The organism is Pseudomonas sp. Irchel s3a10 (genome assembly GCF_900187525.1).
Taxonomy (GTDB): Bacteria; Pseudomonadota; Gammaproteobacteria; order Pseudomonadales; family Pseudomonadaceae; genus Aquipseudomonas; species Aquipseudomonas koreensis_G.
This window is the reverse complement of the sequence record NZ_FYDR01000004.1, coordinates 520,994-540,834: the sequence shown is the minus strand read 5'-3', so window position 1 is coordinate 540,834 and position 19,841 is coordinate 520,994. Positions and strand designations below refer to the sequence as shown.

Here is a 19,841-nt window from a genome sequence, read left to right as displayed (position 1 = left end):
ATTCAGAATAAGTCCGACAAGATGTAAGTAACAAGAAAGATCCCACGCGGGGCTGATGCAGGTCACACACGTCCCGCTGAAAAATACGACACCGGCAAATCCGGAAACACTCTACCCGCAATATCCGGCATGGCGAGGGAGCAGCCCCCCTCGCCTGCGGTCAGGACTGCGGCTTTTCGCCGTACCAGCGCGGCGTGTAGACCCACTCGCCACCGTCCGCTTTGGCAAAGGTGCAAGTGGTCGAGGAACCGATCAGGACCATGGTGCGCATGTCCACCTGATCCGGGGTCAGTTGCCCCAGTGTCGTCACGCGCAGGGTTTGCCCCGGACGACCGATGTCGCGCCCCAGCACCACTGGCGTAGCCGCAGTGCGATGCTGCGCGACGATTTCCAGCGCACGCCCCAATTGCCACGGGCGCGCCCGGGAGATCGGGTTGTAGAAGGCCAGGGCCAGATCGGCCTCCGCCGCCAGATCCAGACGTTTTTCAATGATCGACCACGGCTTGAGGTTGTCCGACAGCGACATCACGCAGAAATCATGACCCAACGGCGCCCCCGCTTGCGCAGCCGTCGCAAGCGAAGCGGATACACCTGGCAGGATTTCCAGCTCGACACTGTGCCAGGCCGGATCGGTCGACTCGTGCAACGCTTCGAGCACCGCCGCGGCCATGGCGAACACGCCGGGGTCGCCGGACGAGACCACGATCACCGAACGGCCCTCGGCCGCCAGCCGGAAGGCGTGGCGGGCGCGCTGCATTTCTTCGCGATTGTCGGTGCAGTGCTGCACCTGATCATCGCGGAACGGACCGGCCATGCGCACATAGGTCTCGTAGCCGAGCACATCGGTGGCCCGCGCCAGTTCGGCCTTGACCGCTGGCACCATCAGTTCGGCAGCGCCGGGGCCGAGGCCGATCACCGCCAGACGCCCGCGCTGCCGACCGATCTGCGCGACGTCCAGCGGCTGTTCGGCGAGCGCAATCGCCAGACCGTTGGCATTGCTGATCGCGGCCTGCGGCAGTGCCTGACGAGCCAACTCGCCGAGGTCTTTCTGCGCCGCGACAAAGCGCAGCGGCACCCCCAGTTCGAGGGCTGCTTCGCGGAGTCTGGCCGACGCCATTTCAGTGTCAGCCGCCAGCAGACAGGCCAGCGACTGCTGAGCAATCCCGGCCTGCTGCAACGCGGCGCGCACGGCATGCGGCAGATCGTCCACCTGCGCGCTCACCGCCAGCGCTGCGCTGCGCGGATAGATCAGCAACTCATTGGCGCTCGCGACACGCTCGGCACTGCCGACATGAATCGAGCGCTGCGCCTGCGGGTCTTGCGGCAACTGCGCCTGATCCAGCCACGGCGCGGCGCCTTCGATGCGCACGCTGTGCCCGGCCAGCAGATCGGAAACGAAACGCTTGCCCAGTTCCAGATCAGCCAGCGCATAACCGCTGGGTGGATTGAGCAGACAAGTGCCAAAGCGCAATTCGCCACTGGTGGTGATCGCGACTGCGACCTGCAATGCCGCGCCGATTTCCCGGGCCATGACATTCACCCCGCCGAGGCCACCAAGCAGTGGCACCACGGCGCTGCCGTCTTCAGCAACAGCGAGTACCGGCGGTTCAGCGCCCTTCTCCAGCAGCAACGGCGCCAAGGTGCGAATGACAATGCCGGCCGCACACAGGGCGATGATCGGTGTGTCTCGCTGGTACAACTCACGCAGGGTCGCGCCGAATTCCTCATAGATGCGGTCGGCGCCCTCGACGCGCCCGGCGAGGCCGTGGATCTGCGCCGTCGGATACAACTGCTGGATCCGCCGTGCGGTGGCGAGCGCGCCCTGTCCGAGGATGACAATGGCCGGTGTGGATTGCGTCATCAACCTTGCCACCGTTCGCCCGGGACGATGATCAGCGAGAAGTACGGCGAGGACATCGGCTCGACCTGATCCAGCGGCACGATCTTCTGATTGGCCATGGTCGCGCGTTCGACGTACAGCGCCCGCTCGGCCAGACCGAGTTCTTCGAGTACCGCACGGACCTTGGGAAAGTTGCGCCCCAGTTTCATGATCACCGCCGCATCGGCGTCGGCCAGACGGCGCTTGAGATCCTCATGCGGCAGCACGCCGGAGAGCACCGACAGGCTCTGGTTGCGATACACCAGCGGCGCGCCGAGCACCGAGGCGCCGCCGAGCATCGAGCACACGCCCGGCACCACTTCGGCTTCATAGCGCGTGGACAATCGATCGTGCAGATACATGTAGGAGCCGTAAAAGAACGGATCGCCTTCACAGATCACCGCCACATCGCGGCCGGCGTCCAGATGCGCAGCCACTGTCTCGGAGGCTTCATCGTAGAAGTCGCTGATCACCTGTTCATAGGACAGTGGCGCCGGCAGCACTTCGGTGGTCACCGGGTACACCAGCGGCAGCAGATTCTGCGCGTCCTGCAGGTGCGCTTCGATGATGCCGAACGCATTGCCCTTTTTACCCTTGGCGACGAAGTACGCCACCACTGGCGACTCGCGCAGCAGTCGCAGGGCTTTGACGGTAATCAGTTCCGGATCACCGGGGCCCACACCGAGGCCGATCAGACGTCCTTTGGCCTGCATCATTCGATCTCCGTGGCGAGGGCATTGACTGCGGCGGCGGCCATGGCGCTGCCGCCGAGCCGGCCTTGCATAATCACGAACGGTACGCCGCGACTGTCAGCCGCCAGCGCCGCTTTCGATTCGGCAGCGCCGACGAAGCCCACCGGAAAGCCGAGGATCAGCGCCGGTTTCGGTGCGCCGGCATCGAGCATTTCCAGCAGGTAAAACAGTGCGGTCGGCGCGTTGCCGATCACCACCACACTGCCTTCCAGGTGCGGACGCCACAGCTCCAGCGCCGCCGCCGAGCGGGTGTTGCCCAGCTCACGGGCCAGATCCGGCACGCTGTCGTCGCGCAAGGTGCAGATCACCTGATTGTTGGCCGGCAGACGGGCGCGGGTCACGCCTTCGGAGACCATCCGCGCATCACACAGGATCGGCGCACCGGCCGCCAGCGCATCGCGCCCGGCCTTGCCGGCACCTTCGGAGAACTGCAGACCATCGACGGCCTCGACCATGCCGCAGGCGTGAATCACCCGCACCGCGAGTTTTTCCAGATCGGCCGGGATGCGCGCCAGATTGGCCTCGCTGCGAATGATCGCGAAGGAGTTGCGATAAATCTCCTGACCGTCGCGGATGTAATCAAGCATCAAGGGGGCTCCGTGAGCGGGCGTCGAGCAGAATCGCGGCCGCTTCAATAGTAAGGTTGCGTGCGTGCAGCGTGCCGAAACCCGGCAGCGCTGCATCGCGAAAATAGAGATCGTAATGACCGGGGCTGACCGCCAGCAATGTCGCCGCTGCGCGATGGGCCGCCGCGCAAGAGCGCGGGCAACCGGACAGGTGCACGTGCTGCGCCTGTGGCAGCAGCGTCGCCAGCAGCCGGGCGTCATATTTGGTATCGGCCAGGCCTTTGCCGCAGCCGCTGGAGCCGGTGCAGGCAATCAGTCGGGACAGCGGCTCGCCGGCGTCGGTCAGCCAGTGCAATTGCGTCAGGTATTGCAGGACTCGCGCCGCGTCGGCGGGCTTCACGTTCGGCAGCAGCAGACTTTGCCAAGGGGTGAAACGCAGGCTGCCATCCCCGAACTCGCGGGCCAGTCGGGCCGCACCACGCAGCATGGCCGGAGCGAGACGGCCGAGCGCCGGCACCGCACCGACATACACCCGGTCGTCAGCATTTTGCCGGTGGACACCGATGTGCAGAGCATCCGCCAGCGGCGTGCGCTGTCGGGTGACGGCAGCTTTGATCGCCACGCGTTCGCGCAACTGTTCGAGAAGCGCCTGCAGCGGCAGTTCATCGAGCAAATGGCGCATGCGCGTCTGCTCCGGTCGTGCCAGATCAAGGAACAACTCCAGCACCGCGACCACCAGCGCATGGCCGTTACTCAGTGTCACAACACCGGCCGCATGATCGATCGGACTACCGGCCAGACCGAACGCCAACAAAACCTCACCGTCACGTTCGAACGCCGAAAGCCACAGATCATGCGGATGCTCGAGCATCGCCAACGCCTCACCGCCGTCCAGTTGCACGGCGAACTTGGCGCTCAACTCATGAAAGCGCGGATGTGTCTGCAGAGTCGCCAGAATCTGTTCGGCCAAGGGCCGGGTATCGAACAGCAACTGCCGATCGATCCCGGCACTCGGGCTGAGCATCAGATTGCGCACATCGTCGCCCGCTGCGGTTTGCGGCCCCAGGCCGGCGGCCAGCAAACTGTCGATCAATGCCGCTGACTGCTCGCCGATGCCGCGAATCTGCAGATTGGCGCGGTTGGTCGCCTCGATCGCGCCACTGGCAAAACGCTCGGCGGCATCGGCCACCGCGTTGGCCTGATCAGCAGTGATCGAGCCGCCATTGAGCTTGATCCGGCAGATACCGCCATCCAGCGCCTGGACAATACGCAGCAACCCCGGACAAGCCGAGGGGCGCAGAGCGGTGGACATAGAGCGTTCGTTCAAGGGATGACCGGCTGGCTGGCAGCGCTGTGATGGGCGAAAGGTCGCCATTATGCCTGCTTTGCCCGAGCGCATGAAAATGCCTGCCGGTCGGAAACTGCGGCTTTTCAGAGTTCGACCTCTTCAAGGTCAACCACGCTCTCGCGAATCGCCTGATCTACAACGTCCCGGTTTTTGTCGATGTCCCGGCGATTGATCACCATTCTTCTGGCGCGGATGTCCAGTTGCGACATCGGTTGATGGACCTGCCAGAACAGGTAGTTGGTACTCAATACCAACTTGAAAAAGCGGATTTGGCTGAACACCACAACCAACTCGCCGTTGGCGTTCTGACTGACCGGCACAATGTGCGAGGTGAAGGCCTTGCCACTCAGGGCGGTAAACTTTTGCAGTAGCGCTACATCTTTTTCAAGCGCTGCCAGCCCGGCTTCAACCTGCGCTAATTGAACGCTCGCGAGCAAGGGTGCTGTCGACCGCCGCCACGCCTCCTGCACACTTCCGGAAAACGCCTCCTGGACCAGCACCACCGGTTTCTCCTCCTGTTTCCAGTCACATGACCACAGGCCTCCGACAAAGTAATCGAACCACTCTGCAGGCTGCAGGCTGCTGTCACAACGGCTGTCCGCCGCAATCTGCGCGAGATAAATGCAGTTCCTCACAAATCTGTTATCGGCCTCTGCCCGCCCCTCCAGTCCGACGAACAACATATTATTAACGGCAACTGCATTATTCTGACTTAAACGTGTAGCTGAATTGATATCCATATCGCCCCCTGCCAACTTGGCACGTATTAAATTTATAATTTCATTGCGCCAGACTTATTAAAAAGAACTGACTTGAATCAAACTAACAAAAACGGAAGTTTAAAAAATCACTATTACTCGACATTAAGTTTCCGCGTTGCTCTCGACTCGCCGCGACGACAGACCCGCGTCAGATGCCGGCAGCCGCGTTATCATGCCGCCCGTGAAGATCTACTCGGAATTAAGGAACGGCATGACACCCTGGCTGACGGTTGTGGGAATCGGTGAAGACGGCTTCAAGGGCCTGGGCAAAAATGCCCGGCGGGCCCTGATGGGCGCCTCGCGGATCATCGGCGGCCAGCGGCAACTGGACTTGCTGCCGGTGTGCATTCGTGGCGAACGCACTTTGTGGCCGAGTCCGTTTTCCCTCGCGCCGGTATTGGAGCAGCGCGGCGAAGCGGTGTGCGTGTTGGCCAGTGGTGATCCGATGTTCTACGGCGTCGGCGCGAGCCTTGCGCGACACGTGCCGAGTATCGAGATGCTGATCCTGCCCGCGCCCTCCTCCTGTTCACTGGCCGCCGCCCGGCTCGGCTGGCCGCTTCAAGAGGTGGTCACCCTATCGCTGGTGGCGCGACCACTGGCGGCACTCAATGCGCAGCTGTTCAGCGGGGTGCGTCTGTTGTTGCTGAGTAATGACCGGCAAAGTCCGGCGGCAGTCGCGGCGCTGCTGCGCGAGCGCGGTTTTGGCGGCAGTCGCCTGACTGTACTTGAGCACCTGGGTAGCGATACCGAACGGCGCGTCGAAAGTACGGCCAATGAATGGAATGACCCGGCGACTGCCGATCTGAATGTGATCGCCATCGAATGCCTGGCCGATGCGCAGGCGCCACGCCTGTCGCGTCTTGCCGGACTGCCCGACTCGGCATTCCAGCACGACGGTCAACTGACCAAACGCGATGTACGCGCGATCACCCTCGCCCGCCTCGCGCCGATTCCCGGCGAACTGCTGTGGGATGTCGGCGGTGGTTGCGGCTCGATCAGCATCGAATGGATGCGCGCGCACCCGAGCTGCCGCGCCATCGCCATCGAGGCGGACGAAGGCCGACAGGCCTTGATCGAACACAACCGCGACGCGTTGGGCGTGCCCGGTCTGCACTTGGTGCGTGGCCGTGCGCCGCAAGCCCTCGCCGGACTGGAGCGCCCGGACGCGATCTTCATCGGCGGCGGCGTGACCCGCGAAGGCGTGTTTGAAACCTGCTGGGAACAACTCAAGCCCGGTGGCAGGCTGGTCGCCAACGCCGTGACCCTGCAAAGTGAACTCGCCCTGATGCACTGGCGCGAACGCCACGGCGGCGAACTGACCCGAATCCACGTGGCCCAGGCGCAACCGCTGGGCGAGTTCGACACCTGGCGTCAGGCGTTGCCGATTACCCTGCTGGATCTGGTCAAACCCCTCGATGCGTGACGAAACCGCCGAACAACCCGCGCCCCTGCGCAGCGGTCTGACCACCGGCAGCTGCGCCACCGCCACCAGCCTCGCCGCCGCCCGCCTGCTGCTCGGCGGTACGTCGGCGGATGCGGTGCAGATCGTCCTGCCCAAAGGCAAACAGGTGCAGATGCGCCTGGAGTTCTGCCGGCTGACCGAAGGCGGCGCCGAAGCCGGGACGATCAAGGACGCCGGCGACGACCCGGACGTAACTCACGGTGCGCTGCTCTATTCACACGTGCGGCTGCTGGCCGAGCCGGGGATTCGCTTCGTCGCGGGCGCAGGTGTCGGCACCGTGACCCGACCGGGGCTGGTGCTCGGCGTCGGTGAACCGGCGATCAACCCGGTACCGCGCAAGATGATCAGCGACCACCTGACGCTGCTCGCCACCGAAAGCGCTTATGCCGGCGGTTTCGAGGTCACGGTCAACGTCGAGGGCGGCGAAGCGCTGGCGTTGAAAACCATGAATCCGCGTCTGGGCATTCTCGGTGGTTTGTCGATCCTCGGCACCAGCGGCATCGTCCGGCCGTTTTCCTGCGCGGCGTACATCGCCTCGATCCATCAGGGCATCGATGTCGCCAAAACCAACGGCTATCTGCACATTGCCGCGTGCACCGGCAACACCAGCGAAGACACCATGCGCCGGGTCTACGACCTGCCGGAAATCGCCTTGATCGAAATGGGCGACTTTGTCGGTGCGGTGCTCAAGCATCTGCGCAAAGTGCCTGTGGATAAACTCAGCCTGTGTGGCGGCTTCGGCAAGATCAGCAAACTGGCGGCCGGGCACATGGATCTGCACTCGCGGCATTCGAGCATCGACCTGCCGCAACTGGCTGAATGGGCGGCGGCGATGGGTGCCGATCAGGCGTTGCAGCAGAGCATTCGTAAAGCGAACACCAGTCAGCAGGCCCTGGCGATGGCCAGTGCGGCAGGCGTCGCCCTCGGCGATGAGGTCTGTCGCCATGCGCTGAATTTCGCCCGCAGCGTGGTGCCGGCGAAAGTACAGGTCGAGGTGTTTGCAATTGATCGCCAGGGCGGCATCGTCGGCCATGCCGGAGGTTTTGCATGAAACGGATCTTGTTGCTCGGCGGCGTCACTGAGGCGTTGGCCATCGCCCGTACGCTGGGGCCAGAACACATTTACAGTCTGGCCGGCGTGGGCCGAGTGCCTACCGACCTGACCTGTCAGGTGCGCGTCGGCGGTTACGGCGGCGCCGAAGGTCTGGCGCAATTCATTCGCGCTGAAGGCATCGACCTGCTGTTCGATGCGACCCACCCTTACGCCGCGCAAATCAGCCGCAACGCCGCCAGTGCCGCGCAACTGTCCGGCATTCCCTGCTGGGCCCTGCGCCGCCCCGCGTGGCGGCCGCAACCGGGCGATGACTGGCGTGAAGTCAGCGACTGGGCCGAACTGATCGAAGCCCTCAAACCGTTCCGCCGCCCGCTGTTCACCCTCGGCCGCGAACCGCTGCAACACCTCGACGAAATCCCTGCCAACCAGTTCTGGACCCTGCGCGCCCTCGACGTCTACCCCGGCAACGAACGCTGCGAAGTGATCGGCGCCCGTGGGCCGTTTCTGCTTGAGGAAGAACACGCACTGTTCGAGCGCCGGCAGATCGATGTGTTGATCAGCAAGAACAGCGGCAGCACCGCGACCGAGCCGAAACTGGAAGTGGCGCGGGAGTTGCGAGTGCCGGTGATGGTGTTGAAGCGGCCGGTGTTGCCGGGGGTTGATCGGGAGTTTGTGACGACGGATGAAGTCCTTGCTGCCCTTGCCGCCTTCATCCGGCTTTAACCCAGTGTAGCTCTCGAATACGCCTTCGCGGGCAAGCCCGCTCCCACAGTGGTCGGCGGCGACTGCATAGTCTGTGTATGCCAGAAACCCTGTGGGAGCGGGCTTGCTCGCGAAGGCGCCGTCCCTGACAGCTCGTATGCTGAACGTTGAAAAGACAGATCAAAAGATCGCAGCCTCGTTCCACTCGTCAGCTCCTACAGGATCGGCGGATGAGAATGGCGTAGCGAATTTCCACCGCTACACTCCTTTCAATTGATCTGCGACACCAAACCGCACGACGCCTTTTTACTTATCGGCCCTGATCAGGCTAAATAGCCCGCGCCTGATTGCCCACCCAACGGATCTGTCCCATGAACCGACACCGGCTTGCATTTGCCTGGATTGCCTGCTTCGCAGTGCTGTTCAACATGCTCGCCATGCCGATGACCGGGGCGATGGCGCAGGCGGCCAGTTCACCGGCCGAACAATTGCTGTGGAGCAGTTTCTGCACCGGCAGCGGGACGAAGATGGTGGCGATCAACATCGGCACCACGGAGCAGAAAGCCCCGTCCAACGACAGCCATTCCAACATGCAGCATTGCTGGTGCTGCTCGGGTTCTGCGCCGCTGGTGGCGTTGCCGGGCCATACGCCGCAGCTGTATTTCGCCCGCTACGAAAGCAATCGCAGCGTGGCGCCGCCCTCGTTGCAAACACCGACACCGCGCCAGCAATGGCCGAGCCTCAATCCCCGCGCCTCGCCTCTGGTCTGATCTGTCTCGCAATTGACCTGCGTTTCACATCGTTCTGGAGAACTGCCATGTTGAACAAACTCTTCGTCATCGCTGCGCTGTTGCTGCCTGCGTGCTTCGCCCATGCCCACGAATACAAGGCCGGCGAGCTGGAAATCGCTCACCCGTGGTCGCAGGAGCTGCCGCCCAACGCGCCGACCGTCGCCGCTTATTTCGTGATCAGCAATCCCGGCAAGACCGACGACCGCCTGCTCGGCGTCGACTCGCCGATCACCGCCGAAGCGCAACTGCATGAGCACGTGATGCAGGGCGATCTGATGAAGATGCAGCAGGTGCCCGACGTGTTGATTCCTGCCGGCGGCAAGGTCACGTTCGCGCCGATGGCCTATCACGTGATGCTGCTCAACCCGAAAGACCGCAGCCTGCTCAGCGACGGCAAACGCTTCCCGCTGACCCTGCATTTCGAGAAGGCCGGAGACGTGACCGTCGAAGTCGCGGTGCAGAAGAAACCACCGCAAGACACCCAGGCACACGATCACGCCCAGTAACCGATCCGGCTGACCACGCCCGTGCGCCCGCAACGCGCCGGGGCGTCCCGCCTGCATCGCCAGAGCCAGACTCTGACCCGCGGTAGCTGGATCGCCCTGTTCGCCATGTTGATGATCTTCATCGGCCCGCTGATTTCTCAGTCGATGCCGATGGATCAGCACGCCTCGACTTCCATGGCGATGTCCATGGACATGCCGGGCATGGATTACTCCGCGCACGGCGCACAACCGGCTGCCGAACACTGCCCGCCACAATCCTCGCACCACGCCCTGTGGGAAAAATGCGGTTATTGCAGCCTGCTGTTCAACTGCCCGGCGCTGACCGGTGGCGGCACTTTCGCCACGTTCAGCATCGCCCACGTCAACACCTTCACCCCATCCTCTCCACGCCTGGGCCATGCCCGGCAGACCTTCTTCCCCGGCGCCCGCACCCGCGCCCCGCCCGTCAACGCGTAAACACCGCACCTTTGATTGCACACGGTTGAGAAGACAGCTTCAGGCTGCCGGCCGTGTCGTTTACGACTGTTTGATGGAAATTGTCATGTCCAGGTTTTCTGCTGTTCCACGCTCGGGTTCTGCCCAGGCTTCCTTCGCCTTGAACGAATCGCGCATTCGTTTCTCACATGCTACTGCCGTCCTTTGCGGTGTCCTGCTGTCCCCGCTGGTGCTCGCCGATGACCACGCCGGGCACAACCAAGAACTGAGTCCGACGGTGATCACCGCGATCGCTCCAAGCTCGCCGCTGACTATCGTCACCAACCCCAAGGACCCGCGCCAACCGGTGCCGGCCAGCGATGGCGGCGATTATCTGAAGACCATTCCCGGCTTCGCTCTGGTGCGCAACGGCGGCACCAACGGTGATCCGGTGCTGCGCGGGATGTTCGGTTCGCGGCTGAACATTCTCACCAACGGCAGCATGCTGCTCGGCGCCTGCCCGGGGCGGATGGACGCACCGACCTCGTACATCTCGCCGGAAACCTACGACAAACTCACGGTGATCAAGGGCCCGCAAACCGTACTCTGGGGGCCAGGCGCATCGGCCGGCACGGTCCTCTTCGACCGTGAGCCGGAAAGCTTCGGCGAACTCGGCACGCGGGTGAATGCCAGCGTGCTGGCCGGCTCCAACGGACGTTTCGACAAGGTCGTCGACGCCGCTGCCGGCGGGCCATTGGGCTACGTGCGAGTGATCGGCAACACCGCGCACTCCGACGACTACCGCGACGGCAACAACGACATCGTCCCGTCGCGCTATGACAAGTGGAACGGTGACATCGCCGTCGGCTGGACCCCGGACGCCGACACCCTGATCGAACTCACCGCCGGCAAGGGCGATGGCGAAGCGCGCTACGCCGGACGCGGCATGGACGGTTCGCAGTTCCTGCGCGAAAGCCTCGGCCTGCGCTTCGAAAAATCCAACATCACCGACGTGCTAGAGAAACTCGAAGCACAGGTCTACTACAACTACGCCGACCACGTGATGGACAACTACAGCCTGCGCACACCATCCGGCACCGGGATGATGGCCGGGCCCATGGCCTCCAACGTCGACCGTCGCACCCTCGGCGCGCGGATCAAGGCGACCTGGCGCTGGGCCGACATCCAGCTGATGACCGGTCTCGATGCGCAGACCAACGAGCATCGTCAGCGCAGTGGCATGGGCATCGACACCTACAAGGATCAGCCCTACACCAAGGATGCCGATTTCCATAACTACGGCGTGTTCAGCGAACTGACCTGGTACGCCGCCGACCGTGATCGCCTGATCACCGGCGCCCGGGTCGACCGTGCTTCGGCCAAGGATTACCGGCAGAGCATTGGTTCGGGAATGATGAGCCGGCCAAATCCGACCGCCGACGAGACCCGCGCCGACACCCTGCCAAGCGGCTTCGTGCGTTACGAGCATGACCTTGCTGACAGCCCCGCCACGCTGTACGCCGGCCTCGGTCACGCGCAGCGCTTCCCGGATTACTGGGAGCTGTTTTCACCGAAGTCCGGCCCGGCCGGTTCGCTGAATGCGTTCGACTCGATCAAACCGGAGAAGACCACCCAGTTCGACTTCGGCGTGAACTACAAGACCGCCGAACTCGAAGCCTGGGCCTCGGGCTACGTCGGTGTGGTGCGCGACTACATCCTGTTCGACTACACGCCAACGATGATGGGCATGAGTACTTCGCGCGCGGAAAACATCGACGCACGGATCATGGGTGGCGAACTCGGCGCCGCCTACAAACTCACCGATAACTGGAAAGCCGACGCGACCCTGGCTTACGCCTGGGGCAAGAACAGCAGCGACGGCAAGGCCCTGCCGCAAATGCCGCCGCTGGATGCGCGTTTCGGCCTGACCTACAGCGAAGACAACTGGAGCGCCGGGGCGCTGTGGCGCGTGGTCGCGGCGCAAAACCGCATCGACCAGAACAAGGGCAACGTGGTCGGCAAGGACTACGACAAGAGCGGCGGCTTTGGCGTGTTCTCGCTCAACGGCGCCTACCGGATCAACAAAAACTGGAAGGTCAGCACCGGCGTCGACAACCTGTTCGGCAAGGCTTACGCCGAGCACCTGAACCTGGCCGGTAACGCCGGTTTCGGCTACCCGGCCAACGACCCGCAAGCGATCAACGAACCGGGGCGCACGCTCTGGACCAAGGTCGATATGAGTTTCTAACAGTCAAATCCCACCCTGTGGGAGCGAGCTTGCTCGCGAAGGGGACGGCACATCCAACATAGATGCAGCCTGACACGACGCCTTCGCGAGCAAGCTCGCTCCCACAAGGGTTGCAGAACAACTAAAAGATCCAAGCCAAGCGGAGCAAACGTGATGCAAAAGCCCAAACCGAATTTCTACAACCTGGCGTGGCGCTGGCATTTCTATGCCGGATTATTCGTCGCGCCGTTCATGGTAATGCTGGCCCTGACCGGCATCATCTACCTGTTCAAACCGCAACTCGATTCACTGATGTACAGCAGCCTGCTCAACGTCCCCGCCGGGCATCACACGGTGCCGGCCGATGATCTGCTGCAACGGGTCAAGAGCGCTTATCCACAGGGTCAGATCACCCAATACCTGCCGCCGGCCAACGCCGAACGCAGCGCGCAATTTGTCGTGAAGAATGAAGGTCACGAACTCAATGTGTTCATCGATCCGTACCACGGCGACATCCTCGGCGAGCAGGATGCGAAGAAAAATCTGCAAGCCGTCGCGCGCGCCATTCACGGCGAACTGATGATCGGTACGCTCGGTGATCGCCTGATCGAACTCGCCGCCGGTTGGGGCGTGGTGCTGGTGGTGTCGGGGGTGTTTCTGTGGTGGCCGCGCGGTCAGGCCGCCGGAATTCTGTGGCCACGCCTGAGCAGTCGCGGTCGAGTGTTGTGGCGTGATCTGCACGCGGTCACCGGGTTCTGGGGCGCGGCATTGCTGCTGGTGATGCTGCTCAGCGGCATGACCTGGACCGGCTTCTGGGGCAAGCAGTACGCCCAGGTATGGAACGTGTTCCCGGCCGCGATGTGGAACAACGTGCCAACCTCCGACGTCGAGGCCGGCAGCCTCAACAACGCCGCGCGCCAGACCGTGCCGTGGGCAATGGAAAACACGCCGATGCCGATGTCCGGTGACCACGCCGAACACATGGCCCACGGCGGCATGCAGCACGGTCCCGCCGCTCCCGCGATCAGCCTGCAAGAGGTGCAGAACATCGCGCTTGAACGCAAGGTCGAACCCGGCTACAGCATTACTCTGCCGACCACCGCGACCGGGGTGTTCACCATTGCCGTGTTCGCCGACGACCCGCGTAACGATGCGACCCTGCATGTCGATCAGTACACCGGCAAGGTCCTCGCCGATGTGCGTTTCGAGCAGTACGGCGCAGTGGCGCGGGCCACGGAAATCGGCGTGATGCTGCATGAAGGCAAGATGTTCGGCACCTTCAACCAGATCATCGTGCTGCTGATCTGCCTGATGATTCTGCTCAGCGCCGTCAGCGGCGTGGTGATCTGGTGGAAGCGGCGTCCGCAGGGCAAGTTCGGCGTGCCGCCGCTGCGCCATGACCTGCCGAAATGGAAAACCGGTGTGGCGATCATGCTCGCGCTGGCCGTGATCTTTCCGCTGGTGGGCGCTTCGCTGGTACTGGTCTGGCTGCTGGATCGCCTGCTGTTGTCGCGTCTGGGCCGCCAAGCTGAATCTGCCTCACCTTCATCGTGAAGCAGGCGAGATGCGCGTTTCAGACAGATCTTTAAACTGCCGGGGCTTAAACTTCGGCATTTTTTAGTGTTACTGTGTAACACAAATATGCCGCTCTGCCCGCAGCCACAAGTTGCGGGCTTTCTTTTGAAGAAGTGATTCACCGCCCCGATGAACAAGTACCTCTTGTCCAGCCTCTGCCTGTTCGCCCTGAACAACGCCAACGCTGACGGCCAGCCGCTGACGCTGCCCACCGGCACCATCTCCGCGCCTGCGATTGACGAAGAAAGTGTCAGCCTGACCACGCCGACCGCCGCCGGCTCGCGCCTGAACCTGACGGCCATGGAAACTCCGGCCAGCGTCGAAAGCCTCAGCGGCGAGCAGGTGCGTGCCCGTGGTGATCGCAGCGTGCAGGACGCCGTGTCGCGCAGCACCGGCATCAGCCGCACCGGCACCCCGGGCGATGGCGGTACCTCGTTGCAGGCACGCGGTTTTACCGGGCAGAGTTCGGTGATGCAGTTGTATGACGGCAATCGGATGTACACCGGCATGGGCACCGTGACCTTTCCGGTCGACACCTGGTCGGTGCAGCGCGTCGACGTACTGCGCGGCCCCGCCTCGGTGCTGTACGGCGAAGGCGCGACCGGTGCGGTGGTCAACGTGATTCCGAAGAAACCGTTCGAAGGCGACATCGAAAACCACTTGCGCGTTGGCTACGGCTCCTACGACAGCCAGCAGCAGGCGTTCGACAGCGGCGGCTCGCTGACCGACACCCTGAGCTATCGCCTCAATCTCAATCGCCTGCGCAGCAACGGCTGGATCGATCGCGGTGATTCATCAAGCGACTTCATCAGCGCCGCGCTGCGCTGGCAGGCCACTGATGATCTAGCGTTCACCCTCGCCCACGACTACGGCGATCAGCGCCCGCAGAACTACTTCGGCACGCCGCTGATCAACGGCCGATTACGCGACAGCCTACGCAACAAGAACTACAACGTGCGTGACGATCAGCAGCACTACAACGATCAGTGGACGCGCCTGACCACCGATTGGCAGATCAACGACGCCGTCAGTGCCAGCAACGAGCTGTACTACCTCAAGGCCCAGCGCCGCTGGCAGAACGCCGAGAACTACAACTTCGACCGCGACAGCCAGCAACTCAGCCGCAGCGGCTACTTCGGCATCGGCCACAAGCAAGAGCAGGTCGGTGACCGTCAGACGTTCACCTTCAAGCACTCGCTGTTCGGCCTCGACAGCCAAACGGTGACTGGCGTCGATTACAACCGCATCCGCTTCCAGCTCAACAGCAACTCGCCGTTCAACGACGTGCTACCGAACGGTCAGGCGCTGGATCTGTATCACCCGCAACCGGGCTACTTCGAAAGCGCCAACCCGTACCGCGACCAGTTCGACAGCACCACAAAGCAGATGTCAGTGTTCGGCGAAAACCGCACGCAACTGAGCGAGCGCTGGTCGTTGGTGACAGGAGTGCGCCGCGATTACGTACACGTGGATCGCAACAACCTGATCGACGACAGCCAGAGCGACAAGACTCTGACCGGCAACAACTGGAAGGCCGGACTCGTGTTTGCCCTGACGCCCGAGACTTCGCTCTACGCTCAGGTCGCGACCAGCACCGACGGCATCGGCGGCCTGATATCCCTCAGTCCGAGCCAGCAGCAATACGACCTCTCGACCGCGCGCCAGACCGAGGTCGGCCTGAAGCAGTTGTTCTGGGATCAGCGTGGCGAGTTCACCCTGGCGGCCTATCGCATCGTCAAGAAGAAGCTGCTGACCGACGATCCGGGCAACCCGACGCTCAAGCAGCAAGTCGGCCAGCAATCTTCCAACGGCCTGGAGGCCAGCCTCGATCTGCAACTGCCACACGCCTGGCAACTGCAGGCCAACGCGGCGATTGTGAAGGCCAAGTACGATGACTTCTCCGAGGTGGTCAACGGGCAAACCCTGTCGTACAACGGCAATCGCCCGGTGGATGTGCCACGGCGCACCGCCAATCTGTGGCTGAACAAAAACCTCAGCGATGATCTGAAGGCCGGTGCCGGTGTGCGTTACGTCGATGCGCGTTACGCCGACATGGCCAACCGCAACGAGCTGCCAAGTTACACCGTGGTCGATGCAACGCTGTCGTGGCAAGCTCTGCGCAACACCACGCTGGGCCTGCAGGTGAACAATCTGTTTGACCGCCAGTACGCACAAAGCCAATACAATGAGGGCCAGCAGTGGATTCTCGGCGAGCCGAGATCGTTCTTCGTCACGGCCGATTACACCTTTTGATTCACTGGCCCTTCGCGAGCAAGCCCGCTCCCACATTGAAACGCGATCAACTGTGGGAGCGGGCTTGCTCGCGAAGGCGTCATCAGCAACACCCGATATTTCAGAGTAGAAGATGACCTCACTGACCCTCGCCAACCTCGCCTGGACACCCCTGGGCCACGGCCACTGCCATCACCAGTTCCAGCTGCGTGACGCCTCGTTGCAGGTGGCCGCCGGTGAGTTTGTCGGTTTGATCGGTCCCAACGGCAGCGGCAAGACCAGCCTGCTGCGCTGCGCCTATCGCTTCAGCCAGCCGGAAAGCGGAGAGGTCAGACTCGATCATCACAACGTGTGGAAACAGTCCTCGCGCTGGTGCGCAAAACGCATCGCCGTGGTCCTGCAGGAATTTCCCGACGCCTTTGGCCTGACCGTCGAAGAAGTGGTCGCCATGGGCCGCACACCGCACAAAGGCCTGTTCGATGGCGACACGCTGGAAGATCGCAATCTGGCGACGCAAGCGCTCAAATCAGTCGGCCTCGACGGCTTCGAAGACCATGCGTTCGCCACCCTCTCCGGCGGTGAAAAACAACGGGTGATCCTCGCCCGCGCCCTGACCCAGCAACCGCAATTGCTGATCCTCGACGAGCCGACCAACCACCTCGACCCGCGTTATCAGCTCGAACTGCTGCAACTGGTCAAACGTCTGCAGATCGGCACCCTCGCCAGCATTCACGACCTGAACCTGGCCGCCGCGTTCTGTGACCGACTGTACGTGATCAATCACGGGCGCATCGTCGCCAGCGGCACGCCGCAACAGGTGCTCACCACCGAGCTGTTGCGCGACGTGTTCGGCGTCGAGGCGTTGATCGACTCCCATCCCCTCCACGGCTACCCGCGAATCACCTGGATAACCCGACCATGACTGTGCGCTCCCTGCTTTGCGTCGCTCTTCTGTTGTGCAGTGCCCCGGCCTTCGCCGAAGCCACGAAATACCCGCTGACCATCCACAGCTGCAACCGCGAAGTGACCTTCAACGAGGCGCCGAAGCACGCGGTCAGTCACGACATCAACATGACCCAGATGATGCTCGCCCTCGGCCTCAAATCGCGCATGGCCGGTTATAGCGGCGTCAGCGGCTGGAAGTCGGTGACGCCCCAGATGCAGTCGCTGCTCGACGGTTTGCCGGAACTGGCCGCGAAATATCCGTCGGTGGAAACCCTGCTCAACGCCAACGTCGATTTCTTTTTCGCCGGTTGGGATTACGGCATGCGCGTTGGCGGCGACCTCACCCCGCAGACCCTGCAACCGTTGGGCATCAACGTGTATGAGCTGACCGAGTCCTGCGCCTTCGTGATGAAGCGCCCGGCGGCGACGCTGGACGACACCTATAACGACCTGCGCAACCTCGGGAAAATTTTCGACGTGCAGGATCGCGCCAACGCACTGATCGCCGACATGCAGAATCAGGTCGCCGAGATCCGCAAAGACCTGCCCGCCAACAAGCCGCGGGTATTTCTCTACGACAGCGGCGAAGACCGCGCCATGACCTCCGGGCGTCTTGGCATGCCGCAAGCGCTGATCGACGCTGCGGGCGGGCGCAACATTCTCGATGACGTCGAAGCGAGCTGGACCCGGGTCAACTGGGAGACCGTGGTCGAGCGCAATCCGCAGGTGATCGTGATCGTCGACTACAGCGAAATCACTGCTGAACAGAAGATCGAATTTCTGCTGAAGAACCCGGCGCTGCAATCGGTGGACGCGATCAAGAACCAGCGCTTCATCGTCATTCCGTACGTGCAGGCCACGCCGGGGATCGATAACGTGCTGGCGGTGGAAACCCTGGCCAAGGGGTTCCACGGCGAATGATCGACCGTCGCTACGCCTTGTTGCTGATCGCCCTCGGCGCCGTGTTGCTGGTGTCGTGCGTGGTGTCGCTCGGCTTTGGCCCGGCGCGGGTGCCGGTGGACGTGGTGTGGCGGATTCTCCTGCACAAGGCCTTGGGTTTCGGCGAGGTGAGCTGGAGCGCCGGGCAGGAACACATTGTCTGGCTGATCCGTGTGCCGCGCATGTTGCTCGGGGCGTTGGTCGGTGCCGGGCTGGCGTTGATTGGCGCGGTGCTGCAAGCAGTGACGCGTAATCCACTGGCCGATCCGCACCTGCTCGGCGTCACTTCCGGCGCGACACTTGGCGCCGTGATCGTGGTGCTGCACATCGGTGAAATCATCGGTCTGCTGACCTTGCCGATTGCCGCATTCATCGGTGCATTGCTGAGCATGTTTCTGGTACTGGGCATTGCCAACCGTCAGGGTCGGCTCGACAGCGATCGCCTGCTGCTGTGCGGCGTGGCGGTATCGTTCGTGATGATGGCGATCGCCAACCTCCTGCTGTTCATGGGCGACCACCGCGCCAGTTCGGCGGTGATGTTCTGGATGCTCGGCGGTCTCGGCCTGGCGCGCTGGGAGCTGCTGGCGGTACCGGCGCTGAGCGTGTTGTTCGGCCTCGGACTGTTGCTGGGCATGGCCCGGCCGTTGAACGCCTTGATGGCCGGCGAACAGACTGCCGTGACCCTTGGCCTGAATGCCCGCGCGGTGCGTTTGCGGGTGTTTGTGATCGCCTCGTTGATGACCGGGGTGCTGGTGTCGATCAGTGGCTCGATCGGTTTTGTCGGGCTGATGGTGCCGCACATTGCCCGGCGTCTGGTGGGTGCCGAACACCGCCGATTGCTGCCCGCCTGTGTGCTGCTCGGCAGCCTGTTTCTGGTGTGGGTCGATGTCGCCGCGCGGACTCTGATCGCGCCGGAAGACCTGCCCATCGGCGTTGCCACCGCGGCCATCGGCGGCCTGTTCTTCATTGGCCTGATGCGCCGCCGTTGAGCCTCCTGTAAGGCATGAGGCTGGTTTCGCCAGCGCGGAATCACCAACGTGACGTTTACTCCGCCCGGCAAAAAACCAAGATTTTTCCTACAGGTTTTTCAGGTTGTCCGTCGGAAGCACGCGCCCTAGTGTTCCGCGGTCGCTGAACACTCAGCCCTCCGCTGCGCAAGGCTCGGCGAGTCCTGCGCCTGTCCGAACACGAAAGGAAAATCACGTTGCTCAAGACCATTCTTGCCTCAATCGTATTTATCTCGGCGCCTGCATGGGCAAGCCCGCCCCCCTTCACCGGCACGGATTACAGCGGTACGTACGAATGCAAGGGAATGGACAGCCATATCGGCGAATTCAGAGGCACTGTCGATATGTCACTGAATGCCGGGCAAAGTACCGGTGAGTACGGTGCTTACCGCTTCACCCTGACCCTCGCCGACAAGTCTCTGTACAACGGTTTTGCCGCAGCCGATGCAGACTCGCTGGCCATTTACTTTGCGCACACCGATCCCGCCTTGAAGGACTACGGCGTTGGCATTGCAAAGATGAAATCAGCTCCAGACGGCAAGACGTCCTTTATCAAGTACTACTACGGCCCGGAATATGAGGGCGGCGGTCACGGTATGGAAAACTGCGTCAAGGGCTGATTCGGCCCACTCCCTGAAAAGTGCTGTCGCCCTGCGGCAGCACCACAATGAAGCACGCCCTC

The 19,841-nt window shown here is 62.7% G+C and carries 18 protein-coding genes; 13 read left to right on the top strand and 5 right to left on the bottom strand.

Annotation, left to right across the window (positions count from 1 at the left end):
• Window positions 1-160: 160 nt before the first annotated feature.
• The 5 genes from cobJ to CKW11_RS15320 all read right to left on the bottom strand — a co-directional run bounded on the left by cobJ (window position 161) and on the right by CKW11_RS15320 (window position 5,285).
• Complete coding sequence (gene cobJ, locus CKW11_RS15340) at window positions 161-1,861, bottom strand: precorrin-3B C(17)-methyltransferase (protein ID WP_095138176.1); 1,701 nt, start codon at window positions 1,859-1,861, stop codon at window positions 161-163.
• Window positions 1,861-2,595, bottom strand: a complete 735-nt coding sequence (locus CKW11_RS15335) for a precorrin-2 C(20)-methyltransferase (protein ID WP_095138175.1) — start codon at window positions 2,593-2,595, stop codon at window positions 1,861-1,863. The genes cobJ and CKW11_RS15335 overlap by 1 nt, the downstream gene beginning before the upstream one ends.
• A complete protein-coding gene (locus tag CKW11_RS15330) occupies window positions 2,592-3,218 on the bottom strand; it encodes a precorrin-8X methylmutase (RefSeq protein WP_047291046.1) in 627 nt (208 codons plus the stop codon). Before CKW11_RS15330 ends, CKW11_RS15335 begins: the two co-directional genes overlap by 4 nt.
• On the bottom strand, window positions 3,211-4,509 hold the full coding sequence (gene cobG / locus CKW11_RS15325; RefSeq protein ID WP_305887138.1) for a precorrin-3B synthase: 1,299 nt from the start codon (window positions 4,507-4,509) through the stop codon (window positions 3,211-3,213). The genes CKW11_RS15330 and cobG overlap by 8 nt, the downstream gene beginning before the upstream one ends.
• 119 nt (window positions 4,510-4,628) lie before the next feature.
• On the bottom strand, window positions 4,629-5,285 hold the full coding sequence (locus CKW11_RS15320; RefSeq protein ID WP_095138173.1) for a hypothetical protein: 657 nt from the start codon (window positions 5,283-5,285) through the stop codon (window positions 4,629-4,631).
• Window positions 5,286-5,517: 232 nt separating this feature from the next.
• Here CKW11_RS15320 and cbiE point away from each other — a divergent pair, with 232 nt between their 5' ends.
• The 13 genes from cbiE (at window position 5,518) to CKW11_RS15255 (ending at window position 19,779) form a co-directional block, all read left to right on the top strand.
• Entirely contained in the window at window positions 5,518-6,729 is a 1,212-nt protein-coding gene (cbiE, locus tag CKW11_RS15315) for a precorrin-6y C5,15-methyltransferase (decarboxylating) subunit CbiE (RefSeq protein ID WP_095138172.1), read from the top strand.
• Entirely contained in the window at window positions 6,722-7,819 is a 1,098-nt protein-coding gene (locus tag CKW11_RS15310) for a cobalt-precorrin-5B (C(1))-methyltransferase (RefSeq protein WP_095138171.1), read from the top strand. Before cbiE ends, CKW11_RS15310 begins: the two co-directional genes overlap by 8 nt.
• Window positions 7,816-8,544, top strand: coding sequence for a cobalt-precorrin-6A reductase (locus CKW11_RS15305; RefSeq protein ID WP_095138170.1), 729 nt, complete (start codon window positions 7,816-7,818; stop codon window positions 8,542-8,544). Before CKW11_RS15310 ends, CKW11_RS15305 begins: the two co-directional genes overlap by 4 nt.
• Window positions 8,545-8,894: 350 nt before the next feature.
• Window positions 8,895-9,293 (top strand): DUF2946 domain-containing protein, encoded by a 399-nt coding sequence (locus CKW11_RS15300; RefSeq protein WP_047600578.1) that lies wholly within the window; start codon window positions 8,895-8,897, stop codon window positions 9,291-9,293.
• A gap of 47 nt (window positions 9,294-9,340) precedes the next feature.
• Window positions 9,341-9,820, top strand: coding sequence for a copper chaperone PCu(A)C (locus tag CKW11_RS15295; RefSeq protein ID WP_095138169.1), 480 nt, complete (start codon window positions 9,341-9,343; stop codon window positions 9,818-9,820).
• Window positions 9,821-9,841: 21 nt separating this feature from the next.
• Window positions 9,842-10,276: a DUF2946 domain-containing protein gene (locus CKW11_RS15290; protein WP_095138168.1), complete on the top strand. Its 435-nt coding sequence runs from the start codon at window positions 9,842-9,844 to the stop codon at window positions 10,274-10,276.
• Window positions 10,277-10,361: 85 nt separating this feature from the next.
• Window positions 10,362-12,482 (top strand): TonB-dependent copper receptor, encoded by a 2,121-nt coding sequence (locus tag CKW11_RS15285; RefSeq protein ID WP_095138167.1) that lies wholly within the window; start codon window positions 10,362-10,364, stop codon window positions 12,480-12,482.
• Window positions 12,483-12,635: 153 nt separating this feature from the next.
• Window positions 12,636-14,015, top strand: a complete 1,380-nt coding sequence (locus CKW11_RS15280; RefSeq protein ID WP_095138166.1) for a PepSY domain-containing protein — start codon at window positions 12,636-12,638, stop codon at window positions 14,013-14,015.
• A gap of 150 nt (window positions 14,016-14,165) precedes the next feature.
• The gene (locus CKW11_RS15275; protein ID WP_095138165.1) at window positions 14,166-16,289 is read left to right on the top strand and encodes a TonB-dependent siderophore receptor; all 2,124 of its coding nucleotides are present in this window, start codon (window positions 14,166-14,168) and stop codon (window positions 16,287-16,289) included.
• 112 nt (window positions 16,290-16,401) lie between these two features.
• A complete protein-coding gene (locus CKW11_RS15270; RefSeq protein ID WP_027613567.1) occupies window positions 16,402-17,190 on the top strand; it encodes an ABC transporter ATP-binding protein in 789 nt (262 codons plus the stop codon).
• A complete protein-coding gene (locus tag CKW11_RS15265; protein WP_095138164.1) occupies window positions 17,187-18,134 on the top strand; it encodes an ABC transporter substrate-binding protein in 948 nt (315 codons plus the stop codon). Before CKW11_RS15270 ends, CKW11_RS15265 begins: the two co-directional genes overlap by 4 nt.
• Window positions 18,131-19,141 carry an iron ABC transporter permease gene (locus CKW11_RS15260; protein WP_095138163.1) on the top strand — a complete coding sequence of 337 codons (1,011 nt, stop codon included), beginning with the start codon at window positions 18,131-18,133 and terminating at the stop codon, window positions 19,139-19,141. Before CKW11_RS15265 ends, CKW11_RS15260 begins: the two co-directional genes overlap by 4 nt.
• Before the next feature lie 215 nt (window positions 19,142-19,356).
• Window positions 19,357-19,779, top strand: coding sequence for a hypothetical protein (locus tag CKW11_RS15255; protein ID WP_095138162.1), 423 nt, complete (start codon window positions 19,357-19,359; stop codon window positions 19,777-19,779).
• Window positions 19,780-19,841 lie beyond the last annotated feature (62 nt).